Below are 17,839 nucleotides of genomic sequence, written 5' to 3'. Positions count from 1 at the left end.
GCGGCTGGCTTCAGGGAATCTAGCTGGCGTCCTTCAACAGGACGTTCAGGAGGGTGATGGCGGCTGCCTTGTCCAGCGGGTTGTTCTTGTTGCCGCACTTGGGGGACTGAACACAGGACGGGCAGCCGGCATCACACTCACAGGCCTTGATGGCTTCCCGGGTGGCTGTCAGCCATATCTTGGCCTTCTCAAAGCCCCGCTCAGCGAACCCGGCGCCACCAGGGTGGCCGTCGTAAACGAAAATCGTTGGTACCCCTGTGTCGGCATGCAAGGCAGTGGATACCCCGCCGATATCCCAGCGGTCGCTGGACGCCACCAAAGGGAGGAGCCCAATTGCAGCATGTTCAGCCGCATGCAGCGCCCCGGGGAACTCCGCTTCCACCAGCCCGGCTCCGTGCAGCGAACGGTTGTCCACCACGAACCACACGGCCTTGGTAAACAGGTCCCTTGCTCCCAAATCGAGGGGTTCCTCGCCGAGGATCTCATTGGAAATCAAGGCCTTGCGTTGGAAGGAGACCACTTGGGTAGTTACTTTGACGTCCCCAAAATGCACGGTGATGTCGCCCCACTGGACGGAACGGGAAGTTTCAAGGACCTCGATCTGGGTTACGTCCCGTGCCGTGGTGTAGAAGTCGGGGTTGACCCGGCGCACCATCACGCAGTGGTCGGCTTCGTTGAGGTCCTCCACCAGGTAGCTCTCGCCTTGATGGACGTAGATGGCACCCGTGTGCGCCTGGTAATGGGTTTGCGGCGAGTCCATGGTTCCCAGGAGGGACCCGGTTTCAGCGTCAACGATGCTGACAGGACCGCCGCCGTCGGCCCGGAGGTTCACCATGCCTGCGGCACTCTCAGGGTGGGTCCAGAACCATCCGGCGGGCCTCTTTCGAAGGTACCCCTGCACTACCAAACGGTCCAGAAGCCCCTCGGCAGTCGGCCCAAACAGGTCAAGCTCGGCGGGTCCGATCGGCAATTCGGCTGCTGCCGCGCACAGGTGCGGGCCAAGGACGTACGGGTTGCCGGGATCGAAGACGGTGGCCTCAACCGACACGTCAAAGATGGCCTCGGGATGGTTCACCAGATACGTATCCAAGGGGTCATCGCTTGCCACGAAGGCGGCAATGGCGTCCTGCCCTGCCCGTCCTGCGCGGCCGATCTGTTGAAAGAGCGAAGCCCGCGTGCCGGGCCATCCAGCTACCAGCACGGCATCAAGGCCCGAGATATCGATGCCAAGTTCCAAGGCGGAAGTGCTGGAGACCCCCAGCAATTGCCCGGATCTCAACGCCTGCTCCAAAGCCCGCCGCTCCTCGGGCAGATACCCGGACCGGTACGCGGCCACGCGCCCGGGAAGACTGGGATCCACCTCGTCCAGCAGTCTCTTGGTGATGGATGCAATGGACTCCGCCCCGCGGCGGGACTTGATGAACGCGATGGTCCTGACGCGCGAGGAAACGAGGTTGGCCAGGATGTCCGCAGTCTCAGCTACGGCCGTCCTCCTCTGCTTGGCGCCGTTCTCGCCCTTGACGTCGGTGAGGGCCGGTTCCCAGAACGCCACCGTCGTGGAACCGTGGGGCGAGCAGTCTTCGGAAACTTCCCGGACGGGAGCGCCGATGAGCCGCCCAAAGGAAACCCCGGGGTCCGAGGCCGTGGCGGAAGCGGCAATGAACACCGGCTCGGGGAAGGAGGTCCCAGCCCCGTAGTAGGCGCAGATCCGGCGGAGTCGTCGCATCAGATTGGCCACGTGCGAGCCGAACACGCCGCGATAACTATGTGCTTCGTCTACAATCACGTAGCGCAGCCGCCGGAAGAACCTGGCCCACCATGTGTGGTTGGGAAGGATGCCGAAGTGCAGCATGTCCGGGTTGGCGAGGATGAAGTTGGCGTGGTCACGAATCCACCGCCGGGAGGAGACGTCAGTATCCCCGTCATAGGTTTCAGCCCGGACCGTGGGTAACTTCAGCGAGCGGATTGCTGCCAGCTGGTCTGCTGCCAAGGCCTTGGTAGGGGATAGGTAGAGCGTAACGGCGCCGTCGTCGTGGATCTTGCCGGGATCTGACAAGACCCGCAACTCGGAACGGTGTATCGCATCCAACGCCGGCAACTGGTAGGCGAGCGACTTTCCCGAAGCAGTTCCAGTGGCAATGACAACATGCTGTCCGGAATGAGCGAGGTCTGCCGCCTGGATCTGGTGTCGGTACGGTTCGTGGATGCCCAGGGAACCGTAGGCTGCCACAACGTCCGGATGGACCCAGCCGGGCCAGGGCTCATTGACCGCTTTCCGGGCGGGGATGGTGTGGACATGGCGCAGCTGCTCAGGGTCCGGCGTCCGGCCCAGCAAGGAGATCATTGAATTTGGTGCAGCCACCGAATCATTCTGTCACTGTGCGGGGACGCCAACAGCGGCACCCTGGGGCGCCGCCGTCGGGCATTGCTTTTGGTTGGGAGGCTCTATGCTCCTGAGAGGTCCGATCCTTCGGTGCCGCTGGACATCATAAGGACGTGGCACACCACGTCCCATCCCAGATGGGAGTAGAGCTTTTGGCCGTCCAACGATGCCAGGAGCAGACCATTCTCCACATCGTGCGCGAAGGCTTGTGCCGCCAAGGCCTTCATGATGAAACTGCCCAAGCCGCGGCGTTGAAAATCGGGTTCGGTGACGATCTTGTCGAAGATGGCCGTGCCGTTGACCACATACACCCGGCCGCTGGCAGCCACCTGCTCGCCGGAATGGACCACCGCGTAATGGACACCGTTGGATTCCGAGGTAGCCAGCTCCAGATCGTCGTCAGGGAGCCACGGATCCTCGGCATCCTGAGTTTCCATGTCCACGATCATCATGGTCTGGGACGCGGAGGTCACCGTCAGTCCGCGCTGTTCAGCGAGGTATTTGTACCGTTGGACATCGTTGGTGAGGATCGTCAGGACCCGGGTTGGAGCTTCTGCCGTCTTGTCAGCCAGGACGGCGAATTCTTCGTCTGACGGATCGTGGGCGAAATACTCCCAGTCACCGGTTTTGTCGGCGCGAAGTGCGGCAGGGAAGCGGCCCTCTTGGCGTAGTTCATAGCCGCGGCAGCCGGACCAGCCGGCTACCCAGACTTCCAAGAGGTGCGCAATGTCTTCAACCAAGGCGTCTGGACTCATGTAGAGAGAGTATGCCAGCGCATCATGAAGCAACAGAGCCACGTCAGCCCGGGGATGGTTGCTTATGGAATTGTGACTTCCCGACCACGGTCCCTCAGGCAAACCTGCCCGGAACCCTGCTTGGAATCCGGCACGGGAGGCGAGGATTTTACTGCACCAAGTACCCTTTAATAGTGGCTCTGAACCGAATTGTGCTCTTCTATGGCTTTACTCCGATCGCCGACCCCGACGCCGTGCGTCTGTGGCAGCGTGCTCTCTGCGAAAAGCTGGGTCTCACCGGCAGGATCCTGATCTCAAAGGACGGCATCAACGCCACGGTGGGCGGCGAGCTCAACAACATGAAGCAGTATGTGAAGACCACCCGTGAATACAAGGGCTTTCATGGCATCGACTTCAAGTGGTCAGAGGGGGGCGCTGCAGATTTCCCGCGCCTCAGCGTCAAAGTGCGCGATGAGATCGTGTCGTTCGGTGCGCCCGGTGAGCTGAAGGTGGACGCCAACGGCGTGGTGGGCGGCGGAAAGCACCTCCAACCGGAGGAACTGCACGCATTGGTGGATGCCAAGAAGTCCAGTGGCGAAGACGTGGTGTTCTTTGACGGCCGCAACGCGTTCGAAGCCCAAATCGGCAAGTTCAAGGACGCAATCGTCCCGGACGTGGACACCACCCACGATTTCATCAAGGAACTCGATTCGGGCAAGTACGACTCCCTCAAGGACAAGCCCGTTGTCACCTATTGCACGGGCGGTATCCGCTGCGAAGTGCTGTCCAGCCTGATGGTCAACAGGGGCTTCAAAGAGGTGTACCAGCTGGATGGCGGGATTGTCCGCTACGGCGAGACCTTCAAGGATCAAGGCCTGTGGGAGGGCTCTCTGTACGTCTTCGATAAGCGCATGCATGTCGAGTTCAGCGAGGAAGCCAAAACCATTGGTGAATGCGTCCGCTGTGCGGCTCCCACCAACAAGTTTGAGAACTGCTCAAACCTCAGCTGCCGTACTTTGACCCTTTACTGCGCGGAATGTGCCTCCAGCCCGGAAACACTCCGCTGCCCTGGAGGCTGCGAAGCCGCCTGACGGCCGGTTCAGAGGCGGCTCACCCGGTACGCGAAGTTGGAGTCCGATCTGGACCCCACCGTGATGGAGAGTACTGCGTCCTTTTCCAACTGGACTACGCTCACGCGGGCATTGGCGCACCCCAAGGTCAGATCCACCAGCTTGGCCTCGCCCAACGCGACGCTGAAGGTAACGCGGCGTGTTCCGCGGCATGCCAGCGTCACCGCGTACGTTCCGCCAGGCAGCTGCACAGTCTGCTCAGACTTGGACTCGCCGGGGTTGAGGTAGCCGCTGCTTGAGTAGAAGGACTGTCCCTGGGACTCAGGCAAAGCCATTTTGGCCCACTCTTCCAGTGCCTCGCCGGTGACTGTATCCTCCAGCGCGGGGTCGGGCGGAAGAACAACATTGCCGGCAGTGGATGTAGGGCTGGCATCCGGCCTGCCATCCTCGTCAAAGGTGTATTCGCAAGCCGTCAGACTGCTGCTCAGCGCAATAAGGATCACGACGGCGGCCCTCACCGGCCGTTGCGGCATCACCGAGCGAGCTGCCTTGCTGCCCATGGACTGACTTTACGCCCGTACAGCCGCAAGCCAAAGGCCTGCCGGGGGCGGGCATCGGCCAGGTCCTAGGCAGCAGCAGCGACCACGTGGTAGGCGAAGATCAGCGGGGCATCGACGCTACTTGTAGAGATGTTCAAAGTACCGGAAACGGGCATTTTGATCTTCACCACGTCAAGGCTGCCGTTGCAAGCGGCGGCCGCGTCTGCGATCTTGGTGCCGCCAGAGGAAACCGCAAAATAGGCTTTGCCGCCACCATCACACGCCATGGTAAGCGTGTAGCTTCCGGCCGGAACGTTGGGAGATTCCTTGACCAAGGGGTCACGGTTGAGGATTTTGCCGGAGTCCTCCAGCACTACGCCACTCGCCGCGGGGAGGACCTTTTCCTTCCAGGCAGGAACGTCGGCATCTTCGATATTAACCGGTGCCTGGCAGCCGCAGACTCCCAGCAGCGCCGCAGTGGTGATGGCAACAAGGCCCGCGCGGCGCCTTGTGGAGGAGAAGTTGAGCATGAATCCAACGCTACCGGGTTCCTGCAGGGAGCTTTGTCCACCCCTGCCCATTCCGCTTGGCCAGGTTCCCGATTGTCCACATAGGACCCGATTGTCCACATAGGACAGGTTCAGCATCCCAGGGCACGGCACGCCGCCCCTACACTTGCAAGGTGACTGACACAGCTTCCTCCTTTACCTCCGGCAACACTGACGATGCTCCCCGCAGCGACCAACCCCAACTGCTGTCGGCGCTTGCCGCGGACCTTCGTGCACTCTCCTACACAGTGGATGGTGTGGCTGAACTTCTGGGGACCTCCGCCTCTGAAGCACTCGGCAGGGACCAGCTCATCCCTGCTCTGCTGGCCAGCGAGCGGCACATGGACTCTCAGGACCCGGCCCTCCGATCGTCGGCAGTTGTCGTTCGCCTGTGGTTGTTGGCCGTTCCGCAGTCTGTGGCGGACATCGATTCCGCTCTCCCCGGCATCCGCACTCATGGACTTGCGGAACTGGGGCTCGTCACAGTGGATTCAGGGGTGGTCAAGGCCAAAGTGGACCTGCGCCCTTACGGCTGGGACGCCAATGCAGACGGCAGTGGCGGCGCGGAACTCTGGGTTGCCAGCGACCTCGCAGCCCACCAACAGCCGGGAGTGTTGAGGCATGATCATGTCCTGGGGATCGGGCGCGCCTCCACCACGCTGGTGCAGACCACAGTCAGGAAGCACATCAAACGAGCGCTGGACGTGGGCACCGGCTGCGGTATCCAAACGTTCCACTTGCTCCATCACTGCGACCATGTGACGGCCACGGACATTTCCGAGAGGGCACTCGCTTTCACACGCTTTAATCTTCTGTTGAACGCTGCGGAACTGGAGCTGGACCCCGAAAACCTGGAGGGCAGGGTGAGCCTGCGGCATGGGTCGCTTCTGGAACCGGTGGCAGGGGAACAGTTCGGCCTGGTGGTGTCCAATCCGCCCTTCGTCATCACTCCGCGAACGGGTGGTGAATCCTCCTCCGACCAGTTCACCTACCGCGACGGCGGGCTTCCGGGGGACGACATCGTGGCTTCCCTTGTACAGTCCCTGGCGGAGGTCCTGGAGCCCGGCGGCATAGCGCAGATGCTGGGCAACTGGGAGATAACCTCTGGTTCGGACTGGAAGGACCGGCCCCAGGCATGGCTTAGGAACTCAGGTTTGGACGTCTGGTTTATTCAACGGGAACAGGTTGGCCCTGAGCAGTACGCGGAGACGTGGCTTCAGGATGCTTCCCAGAACCGCGAGGACGGGCAATACCAGGACGCGTACGCGGCATATTTGGATGATTTTTCTTCCAGGGACGTTGAGGGAATCGGCTTCGGCATGATCTGGTTGCGTCGCCCGGCGCAAGCGCTCGGGGCCGTCATCAACCGCTTCGAGGAAATCACGTACCCGATCGAACAACCCATCGGTCCCCATCTCGGCGCCGCCGTGGAACGGGCTGACTGGGCTGCTGCACATTCAGTTTCCTTGGCGCACTTGGTGGTTGCCGAGGATGTCACGGAGGAAAGGCACCAACGTCCAGGGGCTGCCCATCCGGGGGTCATCCTGCTCCGGCAAGGGGCAGGGCTTCGGCGGACCAACCTGCTGAGCACCGAACTCGCCGGTTTCGTCTCCGCATGCGACGGCCAATTGTCCGTCCGGCAGATCACTTCGGCCTTGGTATCGCTCCTGGGCGGGGGCGAGGGCTTCGATGAAGAGGCTTTCCGCGAAGGACTCTTCCGCGACGTCACCAACCTGGTGTTGGACGGATTCCTCCTTCCGGACCCGGAGCAGGTGGGCGAATGATCCGGACTACGGCGCGCTCATCAAGTGCCGGACCTCCGGGAAGTGACCCTGACTACACTGATGAAGTGACTGTGAACAACGAAACATCCCAAGCGTCAGGAGACGTTCCTCGACGGAAACGTGCCGAGAAGACGGTTGTGATCACCGATCCCAAGGCCATCCGTGCTTTGGCGCATGCCGCCCGGCTGGAGGTCATCTCTGAGCTGTACGCCACACAGGTCAGCCACACAGCCACCGAACTCGCTGCCAGGACAGGCCTGACGCCCAGTGCAATGAGCTACCACCTCAGGGCTCTCCAAAAGTGGGGCATCGTGGCTCCGGCGGAAAATGCGGGCGACGCCAGGGAACGCCGCTGGAAGGCAGCGGGAACAGACTTCACCATCTCCGGAGGCAGCGTCGCCAGTCCTGAGATAGCCGTCGTGGACCTTGAGCTGGATGCCTTCCGACGCAGGGCTTCTGCATTCGCCAGGGCCCGCGGCGAACGCCGGCAGCGGGGGGAAACCGGGGAAGAACCGGCAGCGGTTGTTCTCTCCAGCAACTTGTTGTATCTGACCAACCCGCAGCGCAGGGAACTTTTGGACAGAATCCGCGCGGTTCTGCGGGAGTACGAACTTGAGGATCCCACTCAGATACCCGAAGGTGCCGAACGTGTGGCAACCTTGTGGTCAATGATCCCGGACGACCGCTTAGCGCCCGGTCAGTAACAGCCCGCCGGACCATCGAATGTCCGTCCTTGTTCCGCACCAGAACGCAGGATTCTGCAAACTATGGTGAACTAGGCCAATATGGGCACCAGCCCAATTACACATTTTTTCTGTAGGAGCACCGTGCCCAGCAAGGCAAAAACCGGCAAGAAACTCGTGATCGTGGAGTCTCCCGCCAAGAGCAAGACCATCGCCAAGTATCTTGGCGAGGGCTTCATCGTCGAGGCTTCGATCGGCCATATCCGGGACCTCCCGCAGCCATCTGACCTCCCTGCCGAACTGAAGAAGACCTCGCTGGGCAAGTTCGCAGTAGACGTCGAAAACGACTTCAAGCCGTACTACGTTGTCTCCCCGGACAAGAAGAAAAAGGTTGCCGAGCTCAAGGCCCAGCTGAAAGACGCTGACGCGCTCTACCTCGCAACCGATGGGGACCGCGAAGGCGAAGCCATCGCGTGGCACCTCCTGGAGGTCCTCAAGCCCAAGGTTCCCGTCTATCGCATGACGTTCGGTGAAATCACCAAGGAAGCCATCCACCGCGCCATGGACAACCTCCGTGACGTCGACACCGCTTTGGTGGATGCCCAGGAGACGCGTCGTATTCTTGACCGCCTCTACGGCTACGAGATCTCCCCCGTGTTGTGGCGCAAGGTGGCCCGCGGGCTCTCGGCTGGCCGTGTGCAGTCCGTGGTGACCCGCATGGTGGTGGACCGCGAACGTGAACGCATGGCCTTCCGCGCAGCGTCCTACTGGGATCTCACGGGCCAGTTCGGTTCGGACTCGGGTTCGTTCAAGGCAAAGCTTGCCGCCGTGGATGGTTCCAAGGTAGCCAGCGGCCGGGACTTCAATGACAACGGGCAGCTGACGTCCTCCAACGTGGTGCACCTCAACCAGGAACTTGCCACCTCTTTGGCTGCCGGACTGGAAAACGCTGATTTCCGTGTCCGCTCCGTAGATACCAAGCCCTACACCCGCCGCCCTGCCGCGCCGTTCACCACCTCCACCCTGCAGCAGGAAGCCGGCCGTAAGCTCCGCTTCTCCTCCAAGAGCACCATGCAGGTTGCCCAGCGCCTGTATGAAAACGGCTACATCACCTATATGCGTACGGACTCATCCGCCTTGAGCGATGAAGCACTCACCGCAGCCCGCCGCCAGGCTTCCGAGCTGTATGGTCCCGAGTACGTTCCCCAGAGCCCCCGCGTTTACGCGAACAAGGCTGCCAACGCCCAGGAAGCTCACGAGGCCATTCGTCCCGCGGGTGACTCGTTCCGTACGCCGGCGCAGGTTGCCAAGCAGCTGAGCGGTGACGAGTTCCGCCTGTACGAGCTCATCTGGAAGCGCACCGTGGCCTCCCAGATGGCTGATGCCAAGGGTTCCACTGCCACCATCCGCCTCGGCGCAGTGGCCGCTGACGGCCGCGACGCCGAATTCTCGGCTTCCGGTACGGTCATCACCTTCCCGGGCTTCCTTGCAGCCTATGAAGAGGGCAAGGACGAGAGCCGCGGGGACGATGATTCCGACGAAGCCCGTCGCCTGCCGAACGTTTCCAAGGATGATTCCCTTACGGCTTCGGAGATCGTGGCTGTCGGCCACGAAACGTCCCCGCCTCCGCGTTACACGGAAGCATCGCTGACCGCTGAGTTGGAAAAGCGTGGCATCGGCCGCCCGTCCACCTACGCGTCCACCATTTCCACCATCCAGGACCGTGGCTACGTCCGTAAGCAGGGCTCCGCTTTGGTTCCCAGCTGGATCGCGTTCTCTGTGATCCGCTTGCTGGAACAGCACTTCACGGATTATGTGGACTACGAGTTCACCGCAGACATGGAAGGGGATCTGGATAAGATCGCCAACGGCCAGGCTGTGGGCGCTGCCTGGCTCAAGCACTTCTACTACGGTGAAGATGCAGACCCCGGCCTGCTGAGCATCGTCAACAACCTTGGCGAAATCGATGCGCGCGAGATCAATTCCGTGCCGATCGCCGAGGGCATCACGCTGCGTGTGGGCAAATTCGGCCCGTACTTGGAAAGCTCCATCCCCACCCTTGATGCGAAGACCGGCGAAGTGGTTGAGTCCGCGCGGGCCAACGTCCCCGAAGAACTCGCTCCGGACGAACTCACGGCCGACAAAGCCAAAGAGCTCATGGAGACGGCGGCCCCCGAGGAACGGGTTCTGGGAACGGACCCGCACACCGGCCACACCATCGTTGCCAAGAACGGCCGCTATGGCGCGTACGTCACTGAGATCATCCCGGAGATGACCGAGGAACAACTAGCCAACCAACCGGTGGAGTATTACAAGAACGGCAAGCCCAAGCCTCCCAAGAAGCCGGTGAAAGCCAAGCCGCGTACGGGTTCCCTGTTCAAGTCCATGACCGTGGATACGGTCACCTTGGATGAAGCGCTTGCCCTGATGAGCCTGCCCCGGGTCCTCGGTGAGGACGCGGACGGCAACCCCATCACGGTGCAGAATGGCAGATTCGGTCCGTACCTGAAGAAGGGCACGGACTCCCGCTCCATAGGTTCGGAAGAGGAGATCTTCACGATCACCCTGGAACAGGCCCTGGAGATCTACTCGCAGCCCAAGCAGCGTGGCGCCCGCGCGGCCGTCCCGCCGCTGGCTGAGTTTGGTCCGGACCCCGTGTCCGAGAAGAACATTGTGGTGAAGGAAGGCCGTTTCGGCCCTTACATCACTGACGGCGTCACCAACATCACCGTCCCGCGCTCAACCTCACTTGAGGAGTTGACTCGGGAACAAGCCGTTGAGCTGTTGGCGGAAAAGCGTGCCAAGGGACCGGTCAAGCGGACCACCACCCGCAAGGCGCCGGCCAAGAGGGCAACAGCCAAAAAGTAGCTTGAATGACGGCCGGGGCAGCACTCACGAATTGCGTCCCGGCCGGCATCGTGGTCGAGTAGAACCATGACTGAACAGACCGTTTCACCGGATAGTGAACCCTTGAACGACCTCGAGGCCAAGCTGGCCTCGGCCGAACAGCCGGACGCTAACCCGGTGGACGTCATCCTCGCTTTCCTGAACAACGAGGTTTACCTCGTCAGCTCTGAAGCTGTGGACGGCCCGGACGCATCGGTGGAGCCCTTGGTGCTCTCGAACGCCGACGGCCAGCCTGTTTTGGCCGTCTTCAGCCACCCGAGCCGCGTCGATGACCGCTTCCTCGAGGCAGCCCCGCACGTTCTGGGCACCATGGGCTCTGCCATCCTGGGCAACATCGGGGACGAACTGGGCATGGTCATCAACCCCGGGAGCGAATTCGGCTTCGAAATCGATCCCGAGGGCATTGCCAACATTCGCCGCGACTTCAAGCGCGCCGACGAAGCCGGGGAGCCCGCCGAATAGGGCCCGCCCAAGCTGTCGGGAACCAATCGACCGGCGAAACGTCTTGGCTAAGTTGCTTCGCAGGCTTCGAATCGGTGAATAATGGCAGAATGCGTCTTGGCGTTCTCGACATCGGGTCCAACACCGTCCACCTACTGCTGGTGGACGCTCACCCTGGCGCGCGTCCGGTAGCTTTCGCTTCCCACAAGCGCCCGCTTTCTCTGGTGCAGTACCTCGACGGTGACGGCAACATCAACGACGCCGGACAGCACGAGCTCATTGAATTCGTCCTGGAGGCCTGGGAGTTCGCGGCCAGGCATAAGGCCGAGGACCTCCTTGCGTTCTGTACCTCGGCCATTCGGGAAGCAACCAATGGCCCCGAGGTTCTGGCCCTGGTCAAGCACGAAACCACGGTGACCCTCCAGGAACTTACGGGCAGCGAAGAAGCCTCCATGACGTTCTTCGCCGTACGCCGTTGGTACGGATGGGGCGCAGGTCCCATTCTTGACCTGGACATCGGGGGCGGCTCGTTCGAAATGGCGTATGGAACGGACGAACTTCCTGAGCACGCCACGTCAGTTCCCCTTGGTGCCAGCCGTTTGACGCGGGACTGGCTCCACGACGATCCGCCTACTGCCAAGAGCGTCAAGGAACTGCGCCGGTATATCCGGTCCACGTTGAAGCCCGTGGTCCGGGACTTCCACGAGCTGGGCCGGGCCAACTTGGTGGCTGGCACGTCCAAAACGTTCCGGTCGTTGGCGCGCATCGCCGGTGCAGCCCCCAGCGGGGCAGGACCGTACGTTAAGCGCGAACTCCACGCAGCAGATCTGGGACTGTGGGCGCAACGGATTTCGGCCATGACAGTGGAGGACCGGTTGTACCTTCCCGGCGTTTCCGACGCCCGGGCCCGTCAATTACTGGCGGGAGCCTTGGTGGCTGAAGCGGCGCTGGAACTCTTCGAATTCCCCAAGATGGAAATTTGCCCCTGGGCCCTCCGCGAGGGCCTGATCCTGCGCCGCCTGGACCAGTTGGTCTTTGAGGAAGCATTGGACCCGGCGCCGCACGTGGGGAAGCGTAAGAAGGATAAGTCAAAGAAGAAGGCAGCAAAGGAAGCCGGCAAGGCTCCTGAAAAAGATGAAGAACCCCACCCGGGGTTCAAAGAATTCCCGGTCCCTGTCAACACACCGTCCCCAACACCGGTCCCAGCCCCTGTGGCAGGCGGGCTGGCCTCCTGAGATGAGCAACGACGTCGAACCTGAAGTGAATGCCCGCCAAATCCCCGTGGCGCTGTCCAGCGCGTCCGTGTATCCCCTGAGCGTCCATGACGCCTTCGCCGTGGCGCAGGATCTGGGCTACGAGGGCGTTGAGGTGATGGTCACCAACAATGCGGTGAGCCAGAACCCCGATGCCCTGATCCAGCTGAGCCACCGGTACCACCAGGAGATCGTCTCCATCCACGCGCCTACTTTGCTGTTGACGCAGCAGGTTTGGGGCACGGCGTGGAACAAGATCGAAAAGTCCTGCCAAATGGCCGCGGATGTCGGCTGCGACACCGTGGTGGTCCACCCGCCGTTCCGGTGGCAGTCCAATTACGCGGAGAACTTCGTAGAAGGCGTGCGTGAAATCGCTGCGAGGTACCGCGTTCGGATCGCCGTGGAGAACATGTACCCGTGGCGGGTCCGTGGGCGTGAGGCGGTGGCCTACCTACCGCACTGGGACCCGTTGGGCCAGGATTACGACGACGTCACGTGGGACTTCTCGCACGCTGCCACTGCCGGGGCCAACAGTTTGGAAGCCATCAAAGCGCTCGGGAACAAGCTCCGGCACGTCCATCTCACCGATGGCTCGGGTTCGGGCAAGGACGAGCATCTGGTGCCTGGCACTGGAACGCAACAATGCGCCGATGCCTTGCAGCACCTGGCCGCCACCGGTTTTGACGGCGTAGTAGTAGCGGAGATTTCCACCCGCAAGGCCAAGGTTGCGGGGGAACGTGAGGAAATGCTGGCTGAAACGTTGCGTTTCGCCCGGCAGCACCTCAGCGTGCCGTCGCTGCGCAGCGTAGACAACTAGCCGGCGTCGAAGCGCTTGTTCGCCTGTCCCGCCGTTCATTGGTGTGCCAGGCGAACAAGCGTGGGTTTTTGTGCCGCCCGCGCTCGTTAAAGCCGCCCGCGCTCGTTATAAGCGAAAGCACCGGCGGTCGAATCGGGAAATGGGGGAAAACCCGCCCGGCCACCGGTGCTGCTGGCGGACATCCCCATGCCCGCCTTCATCACTCGCACCCTCAATGAGGTAACTACTAATTTACGGACCAAGCATGAGTGCTGCCTGCAATAACCTTGGGAGCAAGCTGGGAATCCGGCATTCGTTAGACCCCGTCCACGGCCAACTGCAATGATGGAGCCATGAGCAACCGAATCGCATTCCTTGGCTGTGGATCCATGAACGAGGCAATTCTGGGAGGCCTTGTCGCCGCCGGGACGGACCCTTCGGACATCGTCGCTACCGTGCGCCGTGCAGAACGCGCCGATGAATTGGCCCAGCGCCACGGGGTCATGGCCATTGCAGGCGAGGAAGAGCCGGACAACAACAAGCTGGCCACCAAGGGCTCGGGCATGGTCATCCTGGGCGTCAAGCCGGTGGGCATCCTTGACCTGGCCCGGGAGATCGGCCCCGCGCTGGCGAAGGACACGATCGTTGTCAGCGTCGCGGCTGCCGTCTCCATCGAACAGCTTGAAGCGGCATTGCCGGATGGGCAGCCGGTGATCCGCACCATGCCCAACACCCCCGCACGGCTGGGTCGTGGGGTCATCTCCGTCTCCCCAGGTACCCATTGCACATCTGAGCAGCTCGAAAGGGCCAAGACGGCGTTCGCCGGGGCGGGAACAGTGGTGGAGATTCCTGAAGAGCAAGTGGATGCGCTGTCTGCTATCAGCGGCTCCGGGCCGGCCTACGCTTTCTATCTGGCTGAGGCCATGGCTGCTGCCGGCGTGGAACTTGGCCTGGACCAGGAACTGTCCGTGATGCTCGCCCGCGAAACGGTGGCAGGCGCGGGTTTCATGTTGGCTGAGCCGGGAGCGGACCCCACACAGCTGAGGGTCGCCGTCACCAGCCCCAACGGCACCACCGAGCGCGCCATTGCGGCCTTTGACGACGGCGGCATCCCCAAGATCATCGCTGACGGTGCACGCGCGGCAGCGGCCCGTGCAGCTGAAATCACCAAGCAGCTCGGCTGATTTTTTGTACAGATAACGCCCCTAAAAGAGCGTCTAAAGGGCGTTAGCTGTACAAAAACTCCAGCTGGATTATGGCCGCGCCGCGAAGCGCTCCAGCAAGTCCACGTGTCCGGACACGATCAACATGTCGTGGCCGGACACCTTGGTTTCCGGGCGGGCGTAGGTGAAGTCCTCGCCCGGAGTTTTTACACCTACGATCGTCACGCCGTACTTCGAGCGGACTTTGGATTCTTCCAAGGTGAAGCCCACGGTCTCCTTGGGCGGGTACATCTTGACGATTGCGTAGTCGTCGTCAAACTCGATGAAGTCCAGCATGCGGCCGGACACCAGGTGTGCTGCACGGACACCGGCGTCGGCCTCCGGGTAGATCACGTGGTTGGCGCCGATCCGGGTGAGGATCTTGCCGTGCGAGGGCGTGATGGCCTTGACCCACAGGTGTTGAATGCCCAGGTCCACCAAGTTCACGGTGATGAGCACCGAGGACTCGATGGACGTACCAACACCCACCACCGCCGAACTGAATTCCTGGGCGCCCAACTGGCGCAGCGCATCGATGTTGGTGGCGTCGGCTTCCACCACGTGAGTGAGGACAGGGGCCCACTTCTGGACGAGGGTGCGGTCACGCTCAATAGCCAGGACTTCACGGCCCTGCTTGACCAGTTGCTCTGCGGTGGCGGAGCCGAAACGGCCGAGGCCAATGACCAGCACTGGTGAGTTGTGGGCGGGGCGGTTTGCTGCCCCTGTGCTACTAGCCAATGATTGGCCTCTCTTCCGGGTAGTGGTACAGCTGGCTGCGTTGGCGAAGGGCCAACCCGGCCGCCAGGGTTACGGTGCCTACGCGTCCTGCGAACATGAGGGCGGTCAGGACATAAACGCCCGACGGCGGCAGCTCGGCACTGAGGTTAGTGCTCAGTCCCACGGTGGCGAAGGCGGATATGGATTCGAAGAGCACCCTGTCCAGGGAGGCGCCGCTGATGGAGAGCAACAGGAAAGCGGCAACTGAGACCAGGGTGGCTCCGGCCACGATCACGGAGATCGCCACGCGCATGGTTCCTTGGGGAATAGTGCGTCCGTAGACCTTAACGTCGGCGTCGCCGCGCGCTTCAGCCATGATGGCCAGGAACATCACCGCGATGGTTGTCACCTTGATGCCGCCTGCGGTGGACGCGGATCCGCCACCGGCAAACATGAGGGCATCGGTGAGGAGCATGGTGGTGGACTCCATGTGGTTTTGATCCACCAGGTTGAAGCCGCCGGAACGGGTCATCACGGAGGCGAACAAGGAATGGATCACTTTGTCGCCCATGCTCATGTGGCCGATGGTCCGTACGTTGTCCCACTCCATCAACGCCCACAGGACCGTGCCTGCCGCGAGCAGGATGAAGGAGACCTGGATGGTGAGCTTGGTGTGGAGGTTCCACTTCTTCCAGTTGAGCCCGTTCTGCTGCAGCACCATCACCACGGGGAAGCCAAGGCTGCCGAGGAAGACGCCCAGCATCAGCGGAATGAGGATCCAAAGATCTGTCTCGTAAGGGACGATGCCATCGGAGTGCGGCGTGAATCCAGCGTTGTTGAACGCGGAAATCGAGTAAAAAACGCCGTGCCACACCGATTGCCAGAAGCTCTCGCCAAGCACCATGAAGCGGGGGATCAGCACGATGGCCAGAACGGCCTCAATCACCACTGACGTTACGATGACGATCCGGAGCAGGGTACCCACCTCGCCGAGCCTGCCCGCGTTGTTCATGGCTTCCTGTGCGATGAGCTTGCCGCGCACGCCCAGCCGTTTGCTGACCATGAGGGCAAGCAGGGAGGCCAGCGTCAAGGTGCCGAGGCCACCAACGAAGATGCCGATCAGGATGACCAGCTGACCGAAGAAGGTCCAGTGAGTGGCGGTTGAAACTACAGTGAGCCCGGTGACGCAGACAGCGGAAACCGCCGTGAACATGGACTGGTGCAGAGGCGTGACCGTGCCGGCCGCTGAAGCGGCGGGCAAGGACAACAACCCGGTGAAAACCAGGATCACCACGGCAAAGACGGTCAACGCCAAACGCGCGGGCGAGGTGTTGGCAATGTTGTCGACGAAGTCGCGCACGCGCGTGAAGATCCAGAGACCTTCCCGCTCCTGCTGGTTGGGTTGCCAGTTGGTCGGGCTCGTGGACCGCGACTGGCTTTGAGACATGGCGCTCTTCCTCGGTTGAACAAGCTTTCCTGAGTAGTAAACCACTATTCCCGCGGCGTAACCGGGCGGAAGGGTACTCCGGGCTCAGGTAGCCTGTTCTGGATGAACTCAAGGCTTGGAACAACAGCTTCCAGCATTACGCGCTCCGCACTGCCAACGACGGTGGTGTGGGATGCAGCCATGACTGCCTACAACTTTGGTCCGGGTCATCCCATGGCGCCGCAGCGGCTTGAGCTGACAGCGCGGCTCGCCGAATCACTGGGCCTGTTCAACCACAACCATGTGGCCGTTCAGGCACCCACGGTGGCCACCGACGTCGAACTTTTTTCCGTCCATAGCCGCGAATATGTGGAGGCTGTACGCCGGGTCAGTGCTGATCCTTTCGCTCCTGAGGAGGATCGCGGACTGGGAACGGAGGACGATCCCGCGTTCGCCGGCATGCACGAGGCCAGTGCCCGCCTCGCGGGCGGATCACTGGTAGCGGCTGAGGCCATCCTTAGCGGCCAGGCCGTGCGCGCTGTGAACTTCAGCGGCGGAATGCACCACGCAGCGCGCGAGCGGGCCAGTGGCTTTTGTGTTTACAACGACGTCGCGCTGGCCATCCAACGGCTGCTCGACGGCGGCGTGCAGCGGGTGGTGAGCATCGACGTCGACGCCCACCACGGCGACGGCACTCAGAGCATTTTCTGGAACGACCCCCGCGTGATGACCATCAGCCTGCACGAAACCGGGCTCACCCTTTTCCCGGGGACCGGCTTTGCCAATGAAACCGGAGGCCCGCATGCCCTTGGGACGGCGGTCAACGTGGCACTCCCCGCCTTCACCGGCGACGCCGCCTGGCTCCGGGCTTTCCATGCGGTGGTGCCACAGCTTGTTGGGGCGTTCCAACCAGAAGTCATCGTCAGCCAGCACGGCTGCGATTCCCACCGGGATGACCCCCTGACGCACCTCAACCTCAGCGTTGATGGGCAGCGTGAGGCGGCCTCCGCCGTCGCCGGACTTGCCGCCCGCTATTGCGACAACCGCTGGATCGCTACCGGCGGGGGCGGCTACGACGTCACCGGTGTTGTGCCCCGGTCCTGGAGCCATCTGATCGGCATGGTGACCCAACGGCCGGTGCCGCTGAAAACACCCGTGCCGGAAGCGTGGCGGAATTACGTGAAGGAAACGTACGGCGTGTGGGCTCCGGAGTCGATGGGCGATGACGTGGACGTCTGGTGGCGCTCCTGGGAAGTTGGTTACGATCCCGCGGATGAGGTTGACCGGACCGTTATTGCCACGCGCAAGGAGATCTTCCCCCTCTACGGCCTGGATCCCTGGTTCGACTGAGCGGTG

Annotated in this window: 15 protein-coding genes; 9 read left to right on the top strand and 6 right to left on the bottom strand. The window is 62.0% G+C overall.

Annotated features, from left to right (window positions below):
• Positions 1–19: 19 nt before the first annotated feature.
• Entirely contained in the window at positions 20–2,362 is a 2,343-nt protein-coding gene (locus tag HAV21_RS11815) for a DEAD/DEAH box helicase (RefSeq protein WP_166841836.1), read from the bottom strand.
• 83 nt (positions 2,363–2,445) lie between these two features.
• Positions 2,446–3,138, bottom strand: coding sequence for a GNAT family N-acetyltransferase (locus tag HAV21_RS11810; RefSeq protein ID WP_166841835.1), 693 nt, complete (start codon positions 3,136–3,138; stop codon positions 2,446–2,448).
• A 173-nt stretch (positions 3,139–3,311) separates the two neighbouring features.
• On the opposite strand from HAV21_RS11810, the gene HAV21_RS11805 reads away from it, so the two are divergent.
• Positions 3,312–4,208: a rhodanese-related sulfurtransferase gene (locus HAV21_RS11805; RefSeq protein WP_142938048.1), complete on the top strand. Its 897-nt coding sequence runs from the start codon at positions 3,312–3,314 to the stop codon at positions 4,206–4,208.
• A gap of 8 nt (positions 4,209–4,216) precedes the next feature.
• On the opposite strand, the gene HAV21_RS11800 is transcribed toward HAV21_RS11805, so the two are convergent.
• Together HAV21_RS11800 and HAV21_RS11795 are read right to left on the bottom strand one after the other, a co-directional pair.
• Positions 4,217–4,747 (bottom strand): hypothetical protein, encoded by a 531-nt coding sequence (locus HAV21_RS11800; RefSeq protein WP_142938049.1) that lies wholly within the window; start codon positions 4,745–4,747, stop codon positions 4,217–4,219.
• A gap of 65 nt (positions 4,748–4,812) precedes the next feature.
• The gene (locus tag HAV21_RS11795; protein ID WP_223940853.1) at positions 4,813–5,256 is read right to left on the bottom strand and encodes a hypothetical protein; all 444 of its coding nucleotides are present in this window, start codon (positions 5,254–5,256) and stop codon (positions 4,813–4,815) included.
• A 152-nt stretch (positions 5,257–5,408) separates the two neighbouring features.
• Between HAV21_RS11795 and HAV21_RS11790 the strand changes: the two genes are divergently transcribed.
• The 7 genes from HAV21_RS11790 (at position 5,409) to proC (ending at position 14,322) form a co-directional block, all read left to right on the top strand.
• The gene (locus tag HAV21_RS11790) at positions 5,409–7,058 is read left to right on the top strand and encodes a methyltransferase (RefSeq protein ID WP_142938051.1); all 1,650 of its coding nucleotides are present in this window, start codon (positions 5,409–5,411) and stop codon (positions 7,056–7,058) included.
• Positions 7,055–7,762, top strand: a complete 708-nt coding sequence (locus HAV21_RS11785) for a helix-turn-helix domain-containing protein (RefSeq protein ID WP_142938052.1) — start codon at positions 7,055–7,057, stop codon at positions 7,760–7,762. Before HAV21_RS11790 ends, HAV21_RS11785 begins: the two co-directional genes overlap by 4 nt.
• A 123-nt stretch (positions 7,763–7,885) precedes the next feature.
• Positions 7,886–10,609: a type I DNA topoisomerase gene (gene topA, locus HAV21_RS11780; protein WP_166841834.1), complete on the top strand. Its 2,724-nt coding sequence runs from the start codon at positions 7,886–7,888 to the stop codon at positions 10,607–10,609.
• A gap of 66 nt (positions 10,610–10,675) precedes the next feature.
• Positions 10,676–11,110: an SseB family protein gene (locus tag HAV21_RS11775; RefSeq protein ID WP_166841833.1), complete on the top strand. Its 435-nt coding sequence runs from the start codon at positions 10,676–10,678 to the stop codon at positions 11,108–11,110.
• A gap of 89 nt (positions 11,111–11,199) precedes the next feature.
• Positions 11,200–12,324: a Ppx/GppA phosphatase family protein gene (locus tag HAV21_RS11770; protein ID WP_166841832.1), complete on the top strand. Its 1,125-nt coding sequence runs from the start codon at positions 11,200–11,202 to the stop codon at positions 12,322–12,324.
• A 1-nt stretch (position 12,325) separates the two neighbouring features.
• Complete coding sequence (locus HAV21_RS11765; protein WP_166841831.1) at positions 12,326–13,159, top strand: sugar phosphate isomerase/epimerase; 834 nt, start codon at positions 12,326–12,328, stop codon at positions 13,157–13,159.
• A 332-nt stretch (positions 13,160–13,491) separates the two neighbouring features.
• Positions 13,492–14,322, top strand: coding sequence for a pyrroline-5-carboxylate reductase (proC, locus tag HAV21_RS11760; protein WP_142938057.1), 831 nt, complete (start codon positions 13,492–13,494; stop codon positions 14,320–14,322).
• A gap of 69 nt (positions 14,323–14,391) precedes the next feature.
• Here proC and HAV21_RS11755 read toward each other — a convergent pair whose 3' ends face one another.
• Entirely contained in the window at positions 14,392–15,078 is a 687-nt protein-coding gene (locus tag HAV21_RS11755; RefSeq protein WP_043456825.1) for a TrkA family potassium uptake protein, read from the bottom strand.
• The gene (locus tag HAV21_RS11750) at positions 15,071–16,504 is read right to left on the bottom strand and encodes a potassium transporter TrkG (RefSeq protein ID WP_142938058.1); all 1,434 of its coding nucleotides are present in this window, start codon (positions 16,502–16,504) and stop codon (positions 15,071–15,073) included. Before HAV21_RS11750 ends, HAV21_RS11755 begins: the two co-directional genes overlap by 8 nt.
• Before the next feature lie 102 nt (positions 16,505–16,606).
• On the opposite strand from HAV21_RS11750, the gene HAV21_RS11745 reads away from it, so the two are divergent.
• Positions 16,607–17,833, top strand: coding sequence for an acetoin utilization protein AcuC (locus HAV21_RS11745; RefSeq protein WP_166841830.1), 1,227 nt, complete (start codon positions 16,607–16,609; stop codon positions 17,831–17,833).
• Positions 17,834–17,839: the final 6 nt, after the last annotated feature.

The organism is Paenarthrobacter sp. MSM-2-10-13 (genome assembly GCF_011605365.1).
Lineage (GTDB): Bacteria > Actinomycetota > Actinomycetes > Actinomycetales > Micrococcaceae > Arthrobacter.
Note: the sequence above shows the minus strand (reverse complement) of the source record. Positions and strands in the feature narration are given on the sequence as shown.